Raw genomic sequence first — 19,132 nt, 5'->3', positions numbered from 1 at the left:
GTGCGAGTCTACCACAATCGGGGACGAGGAGGTTCTAGGATTCCGTAATGCCGCCATGCGCGACGGTAAAGAATTGCGCGCGCTCGCCAAGAGCCGAGAACATGGATTTGTCCGTGCCGGTCATAAAGGCCTGGCCGCCGAGCCCGTCGATGAGATCGAAGAGTGCGGCGCGCCGGCCCTCATCGAGATGCGCGGCGATCTCGTCGAGCAGCAGGATCGGTGCATAGCCCGTCAGGTTGCCGACGAGGCGCGCATGAGCAAGGATGAGGCCGACGAGCAGGGCCTTCTGCTCGCCCGTCGAGCAGCGCTCCGCCTCCATGTCCTTTTCACGATGCCGCACCAGAAGATCGGCCCGGTGTGGTCCGTCAAGCGTGCGGCCGGCAGCGGCGTCGCGGTAGCGCCCTTCGCGCAGCATATCGGAATAGGTATCCTCCAGATCGATGGCCGGCCGGCCGAACTCTCCATCAAGGAAGCCGGATAGTTCCAGCGCCGCCGAGGGGAAAGGCGTCCCCTCGCGCGTTTCGGCAATCAGCCGCGAGAGAAGGCCGAGCATTTCCTGCCGCGCAATCGCCATGGCGATGCCAAGGCTCGCCATCTGTTCTTCGATGCCGGCGAGCCAGGATGGATCGAACCGGCTCTCCGACAAGAGTTTGTTACGGCTGCGCATGGCGCGCTCGAAATCGCTGGCCCGGCGTCCATGCGCCGGATCGAGCGACAGCACGAGCCGGTCAAGGAAACGACGGCGCTCTGAGGAGCCGCCGGTAAACAGCCCGTCCATGGCCGGCGTCAGCCAAAGAACGCGCAAATGATCGGTCAATTCATCGACCGTTTTGGCCGGCGTGCCGTTGATTCTGAGCCGGCGGGCGGCTGATTCGTCGGCCGTATCGATGCCGGTGCCGATTTCGACGCTCCCCTCGATGCCTTCGAGCTCGGCGAAAATCGAAAATCCGCCCGGCGCGTTGACCCGCGTGACATCGGCATAGGCGGCGCGGCGCAGGCCGCGGCCGGGCGACAGCAGCGACACTGCCTCCATGAGGTTCGTCTTGCCCGCGCCGTTGTCGCCGGTCAGCACCACATGCCGCTCGTCAAACGTCAGCGCCGCCGCCGCATAGTTGCGGAAATCGGAGAGCTTCAGGCGCGAGATGAAAACCTTGTTCGGCATCGGTCTTTCGGATTCTTGGTCGATGGGCGAGGCGTATGCCGAACCCCGCTCAAGTGCAAGGTTTTTGCCGGTTGTTCGCGAGGTCGATCGAATGAAGCGCCGTCAAGGGCCACCCTCGTCCTTCGACGGGCTCAGGATGAGTATGGAGTGAATCTTGCGCCGAACCCAAGGAATTGAGCTGCTGGAGGTAGGCTCTCATGGTGAGGAGGCCCAAAGCGCCGTCTCGAACCACGAGGGCGGATGATTCGTTCGCAAAAAATGCCGAGGAAGTTCGCGCTGGAGCATGGCGCTACCTATATCGCTATGCTTCGGAGACTTTTGGGCGAAGGGCATCAATTGGAATTGTAGAAGCACTGCTTGCCAAAGCGAGCCGCGACTGGACGCAAGTGAAGACAGGCGAATCGGGAGATCTCGTCTATCGGCGCGAAGACGGCCGTGCCTATGCGAAAATGGCAGCCCCAGCCCGATCGGCGGATCTTGCCGGCGAGCGCGACCGGCTGCTTTGGCTGCAGGGCAAAGGTATTGCCGTGCCTGAAGTGATTGACTGGCGCGAGGTTGAGGAAGGCGCGTGCCTGGTCATATCAGCAATTCCTGGCGTGCCCGCAGTCGATCTGGACGGAGATACGCTGCTGAAAGCCTGGCCCTCGATGGCGCGGCAACTGAAATCTCTTCATGAACTGCCCACGGATCAATGCACCTTTGATCGCAGCCTGTCTCTGATGTTCGCAAAGGCGGCGGATGTGGTCTCACGCCATGCCGTGAACCGGGATTTTCTGCGGCCGGAGGATTGGGGCAAGCCGGCTGGTGAACTGCTTGATCGCGTCGAGCGCGATCTGCCCGTGCGGATTGCGCAGGAGACTGCCGACAAAGTCCTCTGCCATGGTGACGCCTGCATGCCCAACTTCATGGTCGATCCGCATAGCCTGCAATGCATCGGCTTGATTGATCTCGGCCGGGCTGGGAAGGCGGATCGCTGTGTCGATCTTGCGCTGATGATTGCCAATGCCGAGGAAAGCTGGGCGAAGCCCGAACAGGGGCAAAAGGCCCTGTCGATCCTGTTTGAAACCCTGGAGATCGCCAAACCGGATCGCGAGCGTCTCGCCTTCTATCTCCGGCTCGATCCGCTCACCTGGGCTGATTCGCGCGGGGGTGAGTGATTCGTCCCCCGAAACAAAAAAATCCGGCCGAATCGTCGGCCGGATTCATGTGAAACACTTTGATTCGCCGCTCAGTCGCTGAACGTATCGAAGAAATCTTTCATCCGGGCGAAGAAGCCTGTTGATTCGGGATTATTGTCCTTCGAAGAGATCTGCTCGAATTCCTGCAGCAGTTCGCGCTGGCGCTTGGTCAGCTTCTGCGGTGTCTCGATTTGGATCTGGATATAGAGATCACCGATTTGGCTGGAGCGCAGCACCGGCATGCCCTTGGCCTTCAAGCGAAACTGCTTGCCGACCTGCGTTCCCTCGGGAACGGTGACACGCGACTTGGTGCCGTCGAGCGTCGCGACATCGAAGGTACCGCCGAGCGCCGCCGTCGTCATCGAGATCGGCACCGCACAATAGAGATCGGCGCCATCCCGCTGGAAGAATTCATGCGGCTTGACGGAGAGGAAGATATAGAGATCGCCCGCAGGCCCGCCACGTGTACCGGCTTCGCCTTCGCCCTGCAGGCGAATGCGCGTGCCATCTTCGATTCCGGAGGGAATATTGACGGAGAGCGAACGCTCCTCGGTCACGCGGCCTTGCCCATGACACTTAGTGCAGGGATCGGGAATGATCTGGCCGCGGCCATGGCAGGTTGGACAGGTGCGCTCGACCGAGAAGAAGCCCTGGGCAGCACGGACGCGGCCGGAACCCTGGCAGGTGCCGCAGGTCTTCGGCTGTGTGCCGGGCTTGGCGCCCGAGCCGGAACAGACGTCGCAAGTGATCGAAGTGGGTACCCGGATCTGCGCCGTCTTGCCGCTGAAAGCTTCCTCGAGCGAGATTTCCATATTGTAGCGGAGATCGGCGCCGCGCTCGCGTCCGCCGGAAGAGCGTGAGCGCGCGCGTCCGCCACCCATCATCTCGCCAAAAATATCCTCGAAAATATCGGAGAAGCCGCCACCGCCGAAGCCGCCACCAAAACCGCCGCCTCCGCCCATGCCGCCATGCTCGAAAGCCGCATGGCCATAGCGGTCATAGGCCGCGCGTTTCTGCGGATCCTTGAGCGTTTCGTAGGCTTCGTTGATTTCCTTGAACTTCCTCTCGGCGTTGCTGTCGTCCGGATTTTTGTCCGGATGATATTGCATTGCCAGCTTGCGAAAGGCGCTCTTCAGCTCTTTCTCGTCCGCCGTCTTGGAGACGCCCAACGTCTCGTAAAAATCCGCTTTTGCCATTCAGCATTAGACCCCGGAAATGGATTTCCGGCTGCCAAGAGGCAGCCGGATCAAAGTTTCCTGAACCTTTCGGTTCGCGCTTATGCAGACCGCTTATGGTCGCCTTCGTCCTTGATTTCCTCGTAGTCGGCATCGACAACATCGTCCTTGCCGCCTTCTGCCGAGGCACCACCGGAACCGGCTTCCGCCTGCTGCGACTCATAGATCGCCTGGCCGAGCTTCATGGAAACTTCCATAAGCGTCTGGGTCTTGGCCTTGATGTCTTCGGCATCCGGTTCGGAAGCTTCCGTCGCCGTCTTGAGCGCTGCGATCGCGTCGGAGATCGCGGTGCGATCGGCTTCCGTGACCTTGTCGCCATAATCCTTCAGCGACTTCTCGCTCGAGTGGATCAGGCTTTCGGCCTGGTTCTTAGCTTCGACACCTTCGCGGCGCTTCTTGTCTTCAGCAGCGTGGGCTTCTGCATCCTTGACCATCTTCTCGATGTCGGCATCGGAAAGACCGCCGGAAGCCTGAATGCGGATCTGCTGTTCCTTGCCCGTGCCCTTGTCCTTGGCCGAAACCTGGACGATGCCGTTGGCGTCGATGTCGAAGGTGACTTCGATCTGCGGAACGCCACGCGGTGCCGGCGGCAGGCCGACAAGATCGAACTGGCCGAGCAGCTTGTTGTCTGCAGCCATTTCGCGCTCGCCCTGTGAAACGCGGATCGTCACGGCCGACTGGTTGTCGTCGGCGGTCGAGAAGGTTTGCGACTTCTTCGTCGGGATCGTCGTGTTGCGTTCGATCAGACGGGTGAAGACGCCGCCCAGGGTTTCGATGCCAAGAGACAGCGGGGTCACGTCGAGAAGCAGAACGTCCTTGACGTCGCCCTGCAGAACGCCGGCCTGGATCGCGGCGCCGAGGGCGACGACTTCATCCGGGTTGACGCCCTTGTGCGGCTCCTTGCCGAACAGCTGCTTGACGACTTCCTGTACCTTCGGCATGCGGCTCATGCCGCCGACGAGAACGACTTCGTCGATTTCAGCGGCGGTGACGCCGGCATCCTTGAGCGCTGCCTTGCAGGGAGCGATGGTGCGCTGAACGAGATCGTCGACCAGGCTTTCCAGCTTGGCACGGGTCAGCTTCAGCGTCAGGTGCTTCGGGCCGGTGGCATCAGCCGTGATGAAGGGCAGGTTGATTTCGGTCTGCTGCGCGGACGAAAGCTCGATCTTGGCCTTTTCGGCAGCTTCCTTGAGACGCTGCAGGGCCAGCTTGTCGCCCTTGAGATCGATGCCGTTGTCCTTCTTGAATTCGGCAACGAGATATTCGACGAGACGCATGTCGAAGTCTTCACCGCCGAGGAAGGTGTCGCCGTTGGTCGACTTTACTTCGAAGACGCCATCGCCGATTTCCAGGATGGAGATATCGAAGGTGCCGCCGCCAAGGTCGTAAACGGCGATGGTCTTGCCGTCCTTCTTGTCGAGGCCGTAGGCAAGAGCTGCAGCCGTCGGCTCGTTGATGATGCGCAGAACTTCGAGACCGGCGATCTTGCCGGCATCTTTGGTTGCCTGGCGCTGAGCGTCGTTGAAGTATGCGGGAACGGTGATGACGGCCTTATCGACCTTTTCGCCGAGGTAGGATTCCGCGGTTTCCTTCATCTTCTGAAGGATCATTGCGGAAATCTGTGCGGGCGAATAGCCCTTGCCCTGGGCTTCTACCCAGGCGTCGCCATTGTCACCCTTGACGATGTTGAAAGGAACAAGATGCTTGTCCTTCTCGACGGTCGGATCTTCGTAGCGGCGGCCGATCAGGCGCTTGACAGCGAAGAGGGTATTGGTGGGGTTGGTGACAGCCTGACGCTTGGCCGGCTGGCCGACGAGACGTTCGCCGTCGTCGGTGAAGGCAACCATAGAGGGGGTGGTGCGGGCGCCTTCGGCATTTTCGATCACTTTCGCGTCCTTACCGTCCATGACGGCGACGCAGGAATTTGTCGTTCCAAGGTCGATACCAATTACTTTTGCCATATCATTCTCTCCTTGAAGCAAGCTGTCGGAACCCCTGCCAGGCATTCCATTGACAGCCCCTTACGGGATGGTCTTGAGGATTGCGCAGCCATGACTGCGGTGATGCCGCGTATATAAGTAGCGGTTTTACTGACTGCAAGGCAGGAAATGGCCCGAAATCCAGCAAAACAAATGGTTTGTCGCGTAAATTCCACCTAGCCCCATGTGCGCCGAGGACACGTGGATTTGACGCGACCGCGTATCAGAGCAGCCTTGCCGCGGCCATGCAAGCGTCTACTGCATAATTCCTTAAATCGGGATCGATTTAAGCATAAAATTAAGAAGCAGATCTAAAGTGCTAAAGCGACTTAGAGCCGGATGATTTCAGGTCGAATCGACCTGAAATCCGAATCCGTTTCTGAATCAAAAGGTTAGAGCGGAATGTCGTCCGAAAACCGCTCAAACTTTTCGGCATCCCGCTCTAGCACACCATATATGACGCGCGGCGCTGTCGGTGCAAAATTGCAATTTTATCGGCCGAGGATCACGTCGAGCAGCGAGGAGCGATGCGGCCGCGTCGTTGCGACCGGAGCACCGCTGTCGCCGATATCCGCCGGCGGGATATCGCCGCTGTCATAAGGGTAGGAACTGTAGGGATTGGTGTCATCGGCGAGGTTCGCCGGCGGCAGGTCCTGCGGGTCCCCATTGACCGCAGTCTGGTTGACGATCTGCGGCTGGATCGGCCTATGCTGCAGTGTCGGTTGCTGCACGATCTGTTCGCCGTCGGTGACGCCCGAGATGATATTGCCGATCGTCGTCGGCTGGTCGCCATTCGGCGCCTGCGCCATCGGCGGGCCGTTGTCGATGATCTGACCGCCGCCGAAGATCGGCGTCGGCGTGATGCCTTTGTGGGCAGCGACCATGAATTCCTTCCATGCCTTGGCCGGCAGCCCGCCGCCGGTGACTCTGCGCATCGACTTGCCGTCATCATTGCCGAACCAAACGCCGGTGGTCAGATGGCTGGTGAAGCCGACAAACAGCGCGTCGCGGAAGGATTGTGTCGTTCCTGACTTTCCGGCCGCCTGCCAGCCGGGAAGGCGGGCCGCCTTGCCGGTACCGTAGGCGACGACGCCGGCCATCATGGCGTTCATATTGGCAACGATATCCGGGTTCAGCACCCGCTGCGGATTATCGGTATTGGCCTGGTAGAGCACCTTGCCGGAAGCGGTCGTCACCTTGGTGATGACATGCGGCGCTACCTTGAAGCCGCCGTTCATGAAGGTGGCATAGGCGGAAGTCAGTTCCAGCAACGACACTTCGGAGGTGCCGAGCGCGATCGAGGCATTGGCCTGCAGGTCTGATTCGATGCCGAGCCTGCGGGCGACCTTGATGACCTGATCCGGCCCGACCTCGGCGACGAGTTGGGCTGCAACCGTATTCAGCGATTGGGCCACCGCGGTGGCAAGCGTTACAGGGCCGCTATAGCGTTGTTCGTAGTTCTCGGGCGCCCAATTGCCGATCTTGACAGGCATATCGTTGCGGATCGAATTGGGCGTCAGCCCCGCTTCCAGCGCAGCGGTATAGACGAATGGCTTGAAGGCCGAACCCGGCTGGCGCTTGGCCGTGACGGCGCGGTTGAACTGGCTCTGCGCATAGTCGCGGCCGCCGACCAGGGCACGGATGGCGCCCGTCGCGTCGACGGAGACGAGCGAGGCCTGCGATGCGCTCAGTTTCTTGCCGTCCTTTGCAAGCACGTCTTCCAGCGCCTTCTCGGCCTTCTCCTCGAGCGACATGTCGAGAGTGGTGTCGACTATCAGGTCTTCCTTGATGTCGCCGCCGATCAGCTTCGGCAGCTGGTCCATGACCATGTCGGCGACATAGTTCTCGGCACCCGTCCAGTAGCTCTTGGATCGAGTCGGCGGCTGCGACATCGCCGTCTTGATGTCGGCCTCGGAGATGAAGCCCTGATCGTGCATGGCCTGCAGCACCAGCTGCGCGCGGGCCTCGGCGGCGGCGGGATCGCGGGCGGGCGACAGCCGCGAGGGTGCCTTGACCAGGCCGGCGAGCATCGCCGCCTCGCCGAGGTTCACGTCCTTGGCCGACTTGTTGAAGTAGCGCCGCGAGGCCGCTTCGACACCATAGGCGTTGGAGCCGAAATAGACGCGGTTCAGGTACATCGTCAAGATCTGGTCCTTGGTGTACTTGTGCTCCAGCCACAGCGCCAGCAGCACTTCCTGCACCTTGCGCTCCAGCGTGCGGTCCGGCGACAGGAACAGGTTCTTGGCGAGCTGCTGCGTCAGCGTCGAGCCGCCCTGGACGGCGTGTCCCGTGAGCACGTTCGTCACGACCGCGCGGCCAAGGCCGATCGGGTCGAAGCCGAAGTGGGAATAGAAGCGGCGGTCCTCGATGGCGACGATCGCCTCCGGTATGTAGGGCGACATATCGCTGAGCGCCACGGCTTCGCCGCCGGTCGTGCCGCGATTGGCGAGCAGGGTTCCGTCGAGATCGTTGATCTTTACGTTCGGCGGCCGCTCGGGGATCGACCAGGTGCTGGCGCTCGGCATGCGCGAGCCGTAATAGGCGACAAGGCCCGCAAGGCCGATGCCGGCCCAGAGGCAGAGCACCAGGCCCCAATAGATCGTCGTGCGGATGAAGCCGAAAAAGCCGCGTTGCGGACGGGCGCGCCGCGCCGGTTTGCGGCGGCTGCGTGCGCGGCGAGGACTTTGAACCACGGGTTCTTCCTCGTCGTCCTCGTCTTCTTCCTCGTCGGGTTCCCGTTCCTGGTAATATTTCTTGGCTGAGTGCCTGTTGCCGACGATACGGTCACCGGCATTGAATCCGTCATCGATGCGTTCCCGGCCGCTAGAAAAGGATGGTTCTATCCTCTGGCGTGATTTCTTCTTATCTGCCATTGCCGGCCGGTCGTACCTCGGTGCCTATTCCCATGTCTTCTTTCAGGTGTCTTCTATCAGGCTGATCGCAGCGGCGGTAGAAATCTTCGCGCCCGTTCGGCCGAGCCCTTAAGCCGGCGCATCACCCTGAGAGCCGATATCGGCTGTCGAGGTGGCCACCGCCATTTGTTCACGAACCCTCGTGAAGACATCAAATCCCGCCTGAACTGTAAATGCGGCGATTTAAGGAGGGATTAAGAACAATTCCGGCCCAGGCCACGGGGCGCGCTCCGCCGCACGCCGGCGGCCCGAAGAGGGAACTTTTCGTCCCTTCGGACATTAACGAACAACAAGAACCAAAGAGGGCGAGCACATGAGTTCAGTGATCAAGATAGAGGAAGTCGACAGGAGCAGATTACGGGAAGTCTGGAGTGTCCAGGATTTCGCCCGCCGCCACCGGCTTTGCCAGGAGGAGGAAGCCCGGCTGAAGAAGCTGTTTGGTGACTTTGCGACAAAGCAGGAGCTGCTCTCCAACGCGCAGAGGCCGCCGCAATTTCGCTGAAAGGAATTGGTAGGCCAGGCGCGATGGAAATGGCGCGATAGACATCGTGGGCCGCTACGACCGCAGGTCGGCAGTGGAGGAGGCTGCGTCAATGTGGAAACATTTCGAACTATGGCTGGTCGATCAGATCGACCGGATATTCGGCTTGGAACGGCTTGCCCGCCGGGCGGGATTTTCCCCGGACGAGGCAAGACGCATCGCCCGTGAGAAGTAAATCGTATGCGATGCATCTATGACTACCCGGGAAGGCTTGAGAGGAAATTCATCACATTCAGGTCGTCCAGGCATGTCATCGGAGCCATATTTTCCCGATCAGATTAGCCCGATATGTCGCGGAAAGCGCGAAATCTTTCATATTTTCGAAAGTTCTGATCGGGGTTATAGTACTGTCATGTGGCCGTCGTGGAAGACGGTTCCAAGCAATTGGTAGCGCGTGAGGAGGAGTATTCATGCGGCACGTCAAATGGAGCGATCCCATCGAAGTCGGTTTTGCTCACGATAGTTTCCAGGTAGTGACCGGTCCTTCCGATGCATTGAATTGCATGGCCAACCTGTGGCCCGATCGGCGCGGTCCCTTGTATGTTGCAGCAAGAAGCCTTTGCCGGGCAGCCATCGACGGTCGCAAGTCTGCCGAAGAGGCGCGGGAAATGTTCATCTCGGCGACGCGTGAAGCGCACCTGAAGATGCACTGAAACCGGTCGGCATTTTCAAGCCATTTGCTCATTCGAGCCCTGCGAGCCGATAGAGGCGCGCCAAAAGATTCCGTTCAAGATATTTCCGTTTGAATGCCGTTTGTCCGAGCATCCGTTCGGATGCGGGTCGTTGCGTCGGTAATTGCCGCTCTTCGACGGACAGCGCATCAAAAAAGCCAGCGATCTCCAGGATCGCAGGCTTTAATTTTGCGGAATTCTCAGGGCGCCGTTAGAGCGTGATGCCGAAAAGTGTAGGCGGTTTTCGGACGACATCACGCTCTGCTTCTTTGTTTCTAGAGCGGATTCAGATTATAGGTCGGTTCGACCTAAAATCATCTGGCTCTAGCGGTTGGAACCCCTTACGGACATGCGGCAATTCGGTTCCGAGGCCGGGCAATCCTTATGATCCGGGCTATAGGGACCGGGCGAACGCGTCTCCTGTCGTGGATTGTTCTGCGGCTGCGGCTGCGGCTGCGGCTGCGGCTGAGGTTGAGGCTGCGGCTGAGCCTGAGGCGGCTGCCGTTGGGGTTCCGGGCGAGGGCGGTTGTCCGGGCGGTTGTTGTCGCGCTGCCGGTCCGGCCGATTATCCCAGTCCTGGTTGTTGTCTGGCCGCTGCCGGCCCCAGTTACGATTGTCATCGCGCTGCCGATCCCAGTCGCGATCGGGGCGACGGTCCCAATTGCCGTCCGAGTCGTTATTCCAGTCGCGATTGCGGTCGGGGCGGCGATCCCAATTGCGGTCCGGCCCGTTATCCCAGTCCGATCCGCGATCCCAGCCGCGGTCGGGCCGGCGATCGACCCAGCCAGGGCCACGCCGCCAGCGGTCGCGCTCACGATAGAAGTCACGGCCGCGATAATAGCGACCCCAGTAGTCATCGAAGTTGAAAACCACCGTCGGAATGCCGAGCGGCCGATAATATTGCGGGCCGACATAGATACGGCGTGATTGATAGGTGGCCTGGATGTAGCGGCCGGCGACCCATCCGCGACCGCCATAAAACGAGACATCGCACCAGGGCGTCTCGTTGAGGCAGCCGTTGATCTGCAGCGGCGCTCCGACCGGGATCATCGTCACCGCCGGATAGGCGGTGCTCGGACCTGACCGCATGTTGACGTTTGCGGTGGCAAAGCCTTCCGCTGCTTCCGCAATGGCCGGCAGCGCAACGAATGCGGCCAGCAAGCTTGCGGCAAGAATCTTGAACCTCATAAATACTCTCCCTTTGCGCACCGTCGTCGCGAAACCGCCAACGGATATCTTTCCGCATGCCGTGCGCCTACCCCGGCGCCATTCGGTAAGACTTTCCAATTCCGGCAAGATAAAGGCCATCGCATACACGGGACCTGATAGGGTTCCGTGGCGCACCTTCAATCTTTGCATGTATTTTAGAAGTATTCGCATGAATGCAGCTTGAACGATGGCTTCCGGCGGCCGGAAAATCTGCCGGATTCGTTGATATGGCCTGGTTGCGGCTCAAGATCGCGGCGTCACTCACTGCAGTCATTGGAGAGATCGATCGAAGGAATTGAAATGGCGGCCTTGAAATTGTCACCTTGCCCGCCGATATATGGTTCAGTCATGCAGCCGATGGCGGCTGGCGCGCTTCAAAGCGAGCCGTTTCCGTTCATCGTGGTCGTGAAAGCCAAGTTGACCTTCGGTTAACCTTTCACGATCAATCTGGCTGCAGTTCCGCATTGCCTTTGACCACGGATGTACTGGCACTGATGCGATAGCGGATGGCGAAAGGCCGGGTCATTCCGGCCTTTTTGATTTTTAGCGATGGCGTGCTCCTGCGGAAGCGGGGCGCGCCATTTTCAGTTTCAGCATTGCTGCTTCGGCATCTCACTGGCGCCAAAAGAAAAACCGCCGCAGGGAATGCGGCGGTTTTTCGGTTTAAGCTTTTTTATTCACGCAAGCGCCCGGCGGACCGGGCGACCTTGTCAGTTTGTCTTCTTGGCAGCGACCTTGATGACCTTGGCCGGAGCCGCGGCCACGGTTGCCTTGCCTGCGGGCATATAGCCGGCGCCGATCGCGACATTCAGCTTAATATAGTCAAGGGCGCTCTGCTGAACGGCCTGTGCCAGGCTCTGCTGAGCGCTGGTCACGTTGCGCTGGGCGTCCAGAACGTCGAGCAGCGAGGATGCGCCATCCTTATAGCTCGCGGTCGAGAGTTGCAGGGCTTCCTGGTAGGACTTGACCTGAGCATGCAGGGCCGCAACCGTCTGAGCATCGCGAGTGACGGCCGACAGAGCATCTTCAACGTCCTGAATCGCGCTCCTTACCGTCTGCTGCCAGACGATATACTGCTCGCGGCTTGAGGATTCGGCGCTCTTGACGCCGGCGCGCAGCGTACCGCCGTCGAAGATCGGCAGGTTCAGCGCCGGGCCGAACGACCAGCTGGTGAGACTGCCGCTCGTGGACGAGCTATGAATATAAGACGGCGAGATCGCACCGCTGAGCGTGATCGACGGGAACAGCTTGGCTTCCGCAACGCCAATCTGGGCGGTAGCGGCGGCGAGGTTGCGCTCTGCTGCGCGGATGTCCGGGCGGTTGCGGACGAGATCGGCGGGAACGCCGGTGCGGACGCTGCCGCGGAATACCGGCTGGCTGCCGCCGCCCTGCATCTGCGCGATGATCGCTGATGAAGGCACGTTCAGCAGCGTTGCGATGTGATGCACCGCCTGACGATAGTTGATCTCGAAGCCAGGAATCGTCGAAAGCGTCGAGTTGACGAGGCCTTCGGCCTGGACGACATCGAGGCGCGAGGCAGCGCCGGCTTCGAGCTGGAACTTGGTCAGCGAAAGCGTGTCGCGCCGGGACTTCAGGTTTTCCCGGGCGATCGCCACCAGCGCCTGATAATAGCGGGCGTTGACATAGCTGGTAGCCAGATCCTGCAGATAGGTCAGGCGTGCGGTATCGACGTTGGAGTAGGCAGCATCCAGCGAGGCGTTGGCGCTTTCCGTCGCGCGGCGATATTGGCCCCAGAGGTCGAGCAGCCACGAAACCGAGGCGCCGCCGCTGGTGCTGTTTCGCGTTTCGGTCTGCGTGCGCAGCGAGCCCTTCTGGCCGCTGGTCGTATGGTCACCGGTAACCGTCAGGCTCGGCAGGCCACCAGCACCCGCGGTAACGACCGCGGCTTCAGCCTGGTTGATGCGCTCCAGCGACTGCTGGATGTTGAGGTTCTGGCCAAGTCCCTGTGCCGCGAAGGCATTCAGCTTGGAGTCGCCGAAAGCGGTCCACCATTGCGAACCGGCGATATCGCCGTTGACCTTCGTACCGCCCTCCGAGAATTTGGCCGGGAGAGGCATTTCCGGTGGCTTATGGTCTGGGCCGCTGACGCAGCCTGCCAAAACAAGCAGCAGGGCGGGGGCGGCAGTACGAATGGAAACCATCACATTGTCCCACAATTCAATTTACTGATTCAGTGTCTTTTGACGGAGTCGACATGACTCCATGTTCCGGCGCTCCAGTCTTACGCAATACAAACAATGACCCGAAGCGGTCGGCGTCAATCTAGCAACGAGTTTAGCAATAGCACAGTGGCTTTTACGAATTCTCGGCAGCGAACATATGTAGGATCGGGCGAAATAGCAGCTTATCGGTAAAAAAAATCTGAAGTGTTGCAAAAAACATACCCTCGCATCCGCAATCAAGGGATGTGAATGGCGCAAAACTCCGCCGCCGCCACAACTTCCGCGAAGTTTCGGCGTGCCGATTCAGCTAAACGACCGTTCAGACGGTCACTTAGGGAAATAGCGAGCGAGGCTTGCGCGAACCCGGTCACGCGGTGTCGTGCCGTGATCGTCGGGCACGAAAGCAGCGCCTGTAATCGCTTCGTAGGCGCGGATATAGACCTTGGACGTCTGCTCGACGAGCTCGCTCGGAATCTCCGGAATCTCATCCTTGTAGGGGTCGCAGCGCTCGGTGACCCAGGCGCGCACGAAGTCCTTGTCGAAGCTTTCCGGGCGCGCGCCCTTTTCGAATCTGTCCTGATAGCTATCCGCCAGCCAGTAGCGGCTGCTGTCGGGCGTATGGATTTCGTCGGCAAGGATGATGGTCCCGTTTTCGTCGGTCCCGAATTCATATTTGGTATCGACAAGGATCAGTCCGCGCTTGCGGGCCATCTCCTGCCCGCGCGCGAACAGGGCAAGAGCGTAATCCGACAGCGTCTGCCATTGCTCTGGCGTCAGAAGCCCGTGCTCGACGATCTCAGTCGGCGTCAAGGGCTCGTCGTGACCGCCGTCGAACTCCTTGCTTGTCGGGGTGATGATCGGCTCCGGCAGGATCTGGTTGTCGCGCATGCCGTCCGGTAGGGTAATCCCGTACATCTCCCGCTGGCCCTTCTTGTAGAGCGTCAGAATGGATGTGCCGGTCGTGCCGGCGAGATAGCCGCGGACGACGACTTCGACGGGCAGGATATTCAGCCGTTTGCCGACGACGACATTCGGGTCCGGATAGTCGATCACGTGGTTCGGGCAGATATCGCTGGTCTGTTCGAACCAGTAGCGCGCCGTCTGCGTCAGGACCTGGCCCTTATAGGGAATGCAGGTGAGGATGCGGTCGAAGGCGCTCAATCGGTCGGTACTGATGATGATGCGGCTGCCATCGGGCAGATCGTAATTCTCGCGCACCTTGCCGCGATAGTAGTTGGGCAATTCCGGAAAATGGGCTTCGGAGAGAATTCGCAACGTGTCCACCAACAGGCTCGTGCATCCGCCCGACGGATGCTTCTTGAGCGGACCCTTAGCGCATTGCGGGCGGAATCGGAACGGTTTTCCCTTATATAATTATGCAATCCGCTTCCGGTCGCGGGGTCGCAGTGGGGAAAACCCGTCAGTGCGGCTGGCGCCAGCGGCCGTTTTCGCTTCGCTCCAGGATCGGCGTCGAAAAGACGCCGACGATCCGCTCGCTCCATTTCTTGCCCTCCATATCGACACGATCCCGCCAGCGCTCGGATTGCAGCATGGCCGCGCCGATCACGACGGGCTCGATACCGCAGGACGTCAGGAGGGAAAGCCCGGAGACGATCGAGGCGCCGCTGGAGATCACGTCGTCGACAAGTGCCACGCGCTTTCCTTCCAGCAGCGGCAGCATCCGCGGGTCTATATAGAGACGCTTTTCCTGGTTTGGCGTGGTGATCGAAGACAGCGCGACCGATAACTCCTCGCGATACCAGAACTTGCGCGATGTTCCGAGCGGCACATAGCGCGCATGGCCGAGCGCACGTGCCACCGCGCCAGCCAGTGTCAGGCCGAGCGTGGGCAATCCGGCAATGATATCGACATCATGAGCGGCGATCCGCGCGGCCAGCGCTTGCGCCAGCGCCTCCAGCACGGTGAAGCTTGCCTGATTGACGATCAGCGATGCCAACGCGTGTTCGCCGTCGGCGAGCATGCGGATCGGCAGGCGCAGCTGCCGCCCGTCCGTCAGTTCGGCCACGTGGAAATCCGCTCGCTCCTCCATCGGGTCGAAGCTGCCGGGCGCATGCAGCTCCTGCCAGAAGTCGTGGGGTTGCATCGCACTCAGCCTTCTATCGGTTGACTTTCATTCCGGCGCGCCGGTGCAGGCCAAGGATTTCGGCCTCGGTCAAGGCCCGCACACCGCCTTTCGGCAGATCGCCGAGCGCGATATCGCCGAAGGCGACGCGCACCAGCCGCAGGCATTCGATGCCGAGAGCCTCCAGCATGCGCCGGATTTGGCGGTTGCGGCCCTCCTTGAGCTCCACTTCGATCCAGCTGTTGCGGTCGCCGCTGCGCAGCAGGCGGGCGGAACTGGCGGTCAGCAGTTCGCCATCATCGAAGATGCCGCGCTCCATGCGCGCGAGCTGTTCCTCATCCATGATGCGGCCGACCTGCACGTGATAGGTTTTGCCGACATGGCTGACCGGATCGAGGAGGGTCTGGGAGAGCACCGTATCATTGGTAAAGAGCAGCAGTCCTTCGCTCGCCTTGTCCAGCCGCCCGACCGGAGCGAGGTGCCGGGCATCGATCTCCTTCAGGCAATCATAGACCGTCGGCCGGCCTTCGGGGTCATCGCGGGTGGTCACTAGCCCACGGGGCTTGTTCAGCATGAAATAGAGCTTCTTTTCCGCCGATATCTCTCTTCCGTCGATCGCGAATTTCGAATGCTCCAGATCGACCCAGGTGGCGGGATCCGCGATCTTCCGGCCATCCACGCTCACGCGGCCGGCGGTAATCAGCGCCTCCGCCTGGGTGCGGGAGCAGTAGCCGAGCTTTGAAAGCGCCCGCGGCAAGGTCACGCGCTTGCCCTCGGGCTGCTGGGCGCGCTTCGCAGCCCTGCCGGATCTTTGCGGTGATTGCCGCTGGCTCACCCGTTCTGCCTCGCGATCGCCGTTGCTGTCTTCATTGCGGTAGTCGGGCGTTGCGCCCGGGAAGAACACCTTTCGCACGCCGATGGCGGGGACGCAAATCGCATTGTCAGGGAGTAAGCAAGGCTGAAAGGCAGACAGGGCTCGCATTTCGTGGATGCGAGCCCTGTCGCGGGCCGGAGCGGGCGATGGGGTCGGGTAGACGGCAGGGCTGCCGCCATTCGCTCCGGAGGGATCGCGCTTGCCTGGAAACCTGCACTGCTTCTTTTGCTGGGATTTTTCAAAAGAAGGGAAATTTGTTACAGTTTGTAACGCCGGCCGTTTCCTTGTTGCCAAAACGCCCTCTCGCCCCGCATGGAAGGGCCATGGTTTCCGCATCGCTTCTTCTGGTCGAGGACGACCGCGAGATTAGGGCGCTCCTCGAGGAGTTCCTGAGTCGTGAGGGTTTTTCCGTGCAGGCGGCCGACAGCGCGGCCGCCATGGACCGCATTCTGTCCAAGGGTTTTCCCGATCTGATCATACTCGACCTGATGCTGCCCGGAGAGGACGGTTTGTCGGCATGTCGCCGCATTCGCGCCCGCAGCAAGGTGCCGATCCTCATATTGACGGCGAAGACGGAAGATATCGATCGCATTCTTGGCCTCGAAATGGGCGCCGATGATTATCTCGGCAAGCCTTTCAATCCGCGTGAGCTCCTGGCGCGCATCCGAGCCATCCTTCGCCGCTCCGGGCCGGAACGGCCGGAAGACGCCAGCATCCCGTCACGCCGTAAGTGCTTCGCCGGCTTGACCGTCGATCTCGACGGCAGGATCATCGAGATGGAAGGCGAGCGCGTCGTACATCTGACGACGGCGGAGTTCGATCTGCTTGTCTGCTTTCTCGAACGGCCGCGGCGTGTGCTCTCGCGCGAGCAATTGCTCGACTGGACACGCGGCCGCGGCGCCGACCCCTTCGATCGCACCATCGACGTCACGGTCTCCCGCCTGCGCACCAAGCTCGGGCATTGCCTGCCCGACGGCGCCCATATCATCACCACCGTGCGCAACGCCGGCTATCTCCTCACCACGGACGTGAAGGATGTCTGAGCCATGCTGAAACTCGGTCTCGTCGCCCGCATCATCATGATCGTCGCCGTGGCATTGTTCGTCATACAGCTCGCGGCTTTCGCCGCCGCCCAGCTGAAGCCGGATACGTCGTTCAGTCCGGAGTTGTCGCCGGCCATACGGGTCAAGACGGCGATCCGTCTTCTCGATGCCGTTCCGCCCGAGGCGCAGCCGATCGCCGTGCGGGCGCTGAATGCCAATGGTCTGGTACTCCGGCTCGCCGATGCGCCGGCGCCCGGTGAGAAGAACGGGACCTCGGATCTGACGCTCACCGGTAAGCTGGCGCGCGAGTTCGCCAATATCGCCTTCGGCAACCGCTACTTCAACATGCGCTCGCTGTCGGAAAGGCCGCGGGGCTGGTTCTCGGTCGGTGCGCCGGACCGGATCATGGAAGTGTCGATCGGCGTCGCAGGCGGCAAGATCGCGGTCTTCAATCTTCCCGAGACGCCGACCGTGCGATTGCATGGAATTCCCATCGGCCTTATCTCGGGTATCCTCGGCATGCTGGTCGCAGTCATCGCCATTGTCGCGGTGGCGCGGGAAACCCGCCCCTTGACGCGCTTGTCCCGTACCGTCAACTCGATCGGCAATGGATTGCAGCCGGTTCGTATTCCCGAAAGAGGAGCCTGCGAGCTGCGCATGCTGATCAAGGCGATCAACGCCATGCAGCTGCGCATCGCCGCCTTGGTCAATAATCGTACCCTGATCCTCGGAGCGATCTCGCATGATCTGAGGACCTACCTCACGCGCTTCCGCCTGCGCATGGAAATGATGCCCGACACACCGCATCGTGATCGGGCGATTGCCGATATCGAAGCCATGCAGCGGCTGGTGGAGGATGCTCTCGGCTTTGCCCGCAGCACCGTCGTTTCGGATGGCAGGACCATTGTCGATCTCGATGCAGCCATTTGCGGCCACGTGGCGGAGCGGCAGGACGGGCAGGGTCTTGTCGTCTTCGCGCCGATCGGGCAGCCGATCGCGGTGACCATGACCGAGACCGCCCTGGTGCGTGTGCTGGACAATCTCATGGATAATGCGCTGCGCTACGGTTGCCGAGCCGATATCGCCGTCGAACGTCGCGGAGATCAAACCGCCATCATTGTAGGGGATCGTGGGCCGGGTATTCCGGCAGACCGGCGCAAGGAAGTGCTCGAACCCTTTGTGCGGCTGGAAGAATCGCGCAACCGCGATCTCGGCGGCAGCGGTCTGGGCCTTGCGATTGTTCGTCAGATTGTCGAGGCGCATGGCGGCGCGCTCTGCCTCGAGGATCGCGAAGGAGGCGGGCTGAATGCCGTTGTTCTATTGCCGCCGGCGGTGATGGAAAGGAAAGCAGCCTGAAATAGGCGCGATTATTTTCGCAATCGTGCGGGTGCGCGATCGACGTGCTGCGCGAACGTGCCCGCTCAGTGGCAGGTCAAGAATTTCCTGAGCTCTTCCTGGCTCAACACGATACCGGCGGCCGCCTTCAGCGGATCCGGATGCGTATAGGTAAAGCTCGGCAGATCGGGCAGATCCAATGCCTGGCGCATGCTCATGATGCCGAGCGCGCGTCGGCCATTGGCGCTGTCGAAACTGACTTCGATAATGCTTTCCGGTCTTGTTGTGTGCATTGTTTCCTCCCTTCGCTGATATATAGCAGAAAGCTCATGTAAAATCTCGGTTTTTCTGAGGCCTGCGCGCGAGTTGCGCATCGGCGGGCTCATATCGCTGTCCGAAGGTTCCAATGCGCATGATGGTCGGGTTTGAGGGGGCTTAATCGTCAGAAGTTGGCGATAAGGCATCAGGCATGGAAATTTTGACCGCTTGGACAAACTTTTTCGAGGCCTCTGAGGAAAACTTTGCTCCCTTTTCCGTTCCATTCACAAATTCCGTTTTACAATCAATAAGTTACAAAAATGTCAGAATTTTTACAATGGGAGTGTTGACTTGGTTCGGAGGTAGGGTCTATAAGCCCGATCACTGAACGAGGGCGGCGGCGCTGCTGGCGACGACGACTTTCGCTCTAGTGTTTCCTTGATTGGCTGCGATGCTGATTGGTGGTTCT

At 60.5% G+C, this 19,132-nt stretch carries 17 protein-coding genes; 7 read left to right on the top strand and 10 right to left on the bottom strand.

The window, feature by feature from the left end; all coding sequences use genetic code 11:
- Positions 1-34: 34 nt before the first annotated feature.
- Complete coding sequence (recF, locus tag HGP16_RS29000; RefSeq protein ID WP_168843415.1) at positions 35-1,162, bottom strand: DNA replication/repair protein RecF; 1,128 nt, start codon at positions 1,160-1,162, stop codon at positions 35-37.
- 335 nt (positions 1,163-1,497) lie between these two features.
- Between recF and HGP16_RS28995 the strand changes: the two genes are divergently transcribed.
- Positions 1,498-2,319, top strand: coding sequence for an APH(3'') family aminoglycoside O-phosphotransferase (locus HGP16_RS28995; protein WP_312867353.1), 822 nt, complete (start codon positions 1,498-1,500; stop codon positions 2,317-2,319).
- Between the two features lie 71 nt (positions 2,320-2,390).
- On the opposite strand, the gene dnaJ is transcribed toward HGP16_RS28995, so the two are convergent.
- From dnaJ to HGP16_RS28980, 3 genes are all read right to left on the bottom strand, one after another.
- Positions 2,391-3,536 carry a molecular chaperone DnaJ gene (gene dnaJ, locus HGP16_RS28990; RefSeq protein ID WP_168843413.1) on the bottom strand — a complete coding sequence of 382 codons (1,146 nt, stop codon included), beginning with the start codon at positions 3,534-3,536 and terminating at the stop codon, positions 2,391-2,393.
- Positions 3,537-3,616: 80 nt separating this feature from the next.
- Positions 3,617-5,536, bottom strand: a complete 1,920-nt coding sequence (gene dnaK, locus HGP16_RS28985; RefSeq protein ID WP_168843412.1) for a molecular chaperone DnaK — start codon at positions 5,534-5,536, stop codon at positions 3,617-3,619.
- 509 nt (positions 5,537-6,045) lie between these two features.
- Complete coding sequence (locus HGP16_RS28980) at positions 6,046-8,427, bottom strand: transglycosylase domain-containing protein (RefSeq protein ID WP_168843411.1); 2,382 nt, start codon at positions 8,425-8,427, stop codon at positions 6,046-6,048.
- 352 nt (positions 8,428-8,779) lie between these two features.
- Between HGP16_RS28980 and HGP16_RS28975 the strand changes: the two genes are divergently transcribed.
- From HGP16_RS28975 to HGP16_RS28970, 3 genes are all read left to right on the top strand, one after another.
- Positions 8,780-8,968 carry a hypothetical protein gene (locus HGP16_RS28975; protein ID WP_168843410.1) on the top strand — a complete coding sequence of 63 codons (189 nt, stop codon included), beginning with the start codon at positions 8,780-8,782 and terminating at the stop codon, positions 8,966-8,968.
- Positions 8,969-9,059: 91 nt separating this feature from the next.
- Entirely contained in the window at positions 9,060-9,182 is a 123-nt protein-coding gene (locus HGP16_RS34470; protein ID WP_281408273.1) for a hypothetical protein, read from the top strand.
- Positions 9,183-9,417: 235 nt separating this feature from the next.
- Positions 9,418-9,660, top strand: a complete 243-nt coding sequence (locus HGP16_RS28970; RefSeq protein ID WP_168843409.1) for a DUF982 domain-containing protein — start codon at positions 9,418-9,420, stop codon at positions 9,658-9,660.
- Between the two features lie 342 nt (positions 9,661-10,002).
- Here HGP16_RS28970 and HGP16_RS28965 read toward each other — a convergent pair whose 3' ends face one another.
- Positions 10,003-10,866, bottom strand: coding sequence for an SH3 domain-containing protein (locus HGP16_RS28965; protein WP_168843408.1), 864 nt, complete (start codon positions 10,864-10,866; stop codon positions 10,003-10,005).
- Positions 10,867-11,067: 201 nt separating this feature from the next.
- Between HGP16_RS28965 and HGP16_RS28960 the strand changes: the two genes are divergently transcribed.
- Positions 11,068-11,319, top strand: a complete 252-nt coding sequence (locus HGP16_RS28960; protein ID WP_168843407.1) for a hypothetical protein — start codon at positions 11,068-11,070, stop codon at positions 11,317-11,319.
- Between the two features lie 278 nt (positions 11,320-11,597).
- On the opposite strand, the gene HGP16_RS28955 is transcribed toward HGP16_RS28960, so the two are convergent.
- The 4 genes from HGP16_RS28955 to HGP16_RS28940 all read right to left on the bottom strand — a co-directional run bounded on the left by HGP16_RS28955 (position 11,598) and on the right by HGP16_RS28940 (position 15,988).
- Complete coding sequence (locus tag HGP16_RS28955; RefSeq protein WP_168843406.1) at positions 11,598-13,049, bottom strand: efflux transporter outer membrane subunit; 1,452 nt, start codon at positions 13,047-13,049, stop codon at positions 11,598-11,600.
- Positions 13,050-13,397: 348 nt separating this feature from the next.
- Positions 13,398-14,345 carry a phosphoribosylaminoimidazolesuccinocarboxamide synthase gene (locus HGP16_RS28950; protein ID WP_168843504.1) on the bottom strand — a complete coding sequence of 316 codons (948 nt, stop codon included), beginning with the start codon at positions 14,343-14,345 and terminating at the stop codon, positions 13,398-13,400.
- A gap of 145 nt (positions 14,346-14,490) precedes the next feature.
- Positions 14,491-15,174, bottom strand: coding sequence for a phosphoribosyltransferase (locus HGP16_RS28945; RefSeq protein ID WP_168843405.1), 684 nt, complete (start codon positions 15,172-15,174; stop codon positions 14,491-14,493).
- A 13-nt stretch (positions 15,175-15,187) separates the two neighbouring features.
- Entirely contained in the window at positions 15,188-15,988 is an 801-nt protein-coding gene (locus HGP16_RS28940; protein WP_168843503.1) for a pseudouridine synthase, read from the bottom strand.
- Positions 15,989-16,350: 362 nt separating this feature from the next.
- Between HGP16_RS28940 and HGP16_RS28935 the strand changes: the two genes are divergently transcribed.
- Both HGP16_RS28935 and HGP16_RS28930 read left to right on the top strand, forming a co-directional pair.
- Complete coding sequence (locus HGP16_RS28935; protein WP_168843404.1) at positions 16,351-17,070, top strand: response regulator; 720 nt, start codon at positions 16,351-16,353, stop codon at positions 17,068-17,070.
- 3 nt (positions 17,071-17,073) lie between these two features.
- Positions 17,074-18,426, top strand: a complete 1,353-nt coding sequence (locus HGP16_RS28930; protein ID WP_168843403.1) for an ATP-binding protein — start codon at positions 17,074-17,076, stop codon at positions 18,424-18,426.
- A 65-nt stretch (positions 18,427-18,491) separates the two neighbouring features.
- Here the strand turns inward: HGP16_RS28930 and HGP16_RS28925 are convergent, their stop codons facing one another.
- Positions 18,492-18,698: a hypothetical protein gene (locus HGP16_RS28925; RefSeq protein WP_112340115.1), complete on the bottom strand. Its 207-nt coding sequence runs from the start codon at positions 18,696-18,698 to the stop codon at positions 18,492-18,494.
- Positions 18,699-19,132: the final 434 nt, after the last annotated feature.

This window comes from Rhizobium sp. P40RR-XXII, from assembly GCF_012641405.1.
In the GTDB taxonomy this organism is placed as follows: domain Bacteria; phylum Pseudomonadota; class Alphaproteobacteria; order Rhizobiales; family Rhizobiaceae; genus Rhizobium.
This window is presented reverse-complemented; position numbering and strand designations above follow the sequence as displayed.

Coding starts and splice junctions, on each gene's coding strand:
- recF (WP_168843415.1), bottom strand. CDS start 1,162: ATGCCGAACAAGGTTTTCATCTCGCGCCTGAAGCTCTCCGATTTCCGC.
- dnaJ (WP_168843413.1), bottom strand. CDS start 3,536: ATGGCAAAAGCGGATTTTTACGAGACGTTGGGCGTCTCCAAGACGGCG.
- dnaK (WP_168843412.1), bottom strand. CDS start 5,536: ATGGCAAAAGTAATTGGTATCGACCTTGGAACGACAAATTCCTGCGTC.
- HGP16_RS28980 (WP_168843411.1), bottom strand. CDS start 8,427: ATGGCAGATAAGAAGAAATCACGCCAGAGGATAGAACCATCCTTTTCT.
- HGP16_RS28975 (WP_168843410.1), top strand. CDS start 8,780: ATGAGTTCAGTGATCAAGATAGAGGAAGTCGACAGGAGCAGATTACGG.
- HGP16_RS34470 (WP_281408273.1), top strand. CDS start 9,060: ATGTGGAAACATTTCGAACTATGGCTGGTCGATCAGATCGACCGGATA.
- HGP16_RS28970 (WP_168843409.1), top strand. CDS start 9,418: ATGCGGCACGTCAAATGGAGCGATCCCATCGAAGTCGGTTTTGCTCAC.
- HGP16_RS28965 (WP_168843408.1), bottom strand. CDS start 10,866: ATGAGGTTCAAGATTCTTGCCGCAAGCTTGCTGGCCGCATTCGTTGCG.
- HGP16_RS28955 (WP_168843406.1), bottom strand. CDS start 13,049: ATGGTTTCCATTCGTACTGCCGCCCCCGCCCTGCTGCTTGTTTTGGCA.
- HGP16_RS28945 (WP_168843405.1), bottom strand. CDS start 15,174: ATGCAACCCCACGACTTCTGGCAGGAGCTGCATGCGCCCGGCAGCTTC.
- HGP16_RS28935 (WP_168843404.1), top strand. CDS start 16,351: ATGGTTTCCGCATCGCTTCTTCTGGTCGAGGACGACCGCGAGATTAGG.
- HGP16_RS28930 (WP_168843403.1), top strand. CDS start 17,074: ATGCTGAAACTCGGTCTCGTCGCCCGCATCATCATGATCGTCGCCGTG.
- HGP16_RS28925 (WP_112340115.1), bottom strand. CDS start 18,698: ATGCACACAACAAGACCGGAAAGCATTATCGAAGTCAGTTTCGACAGC.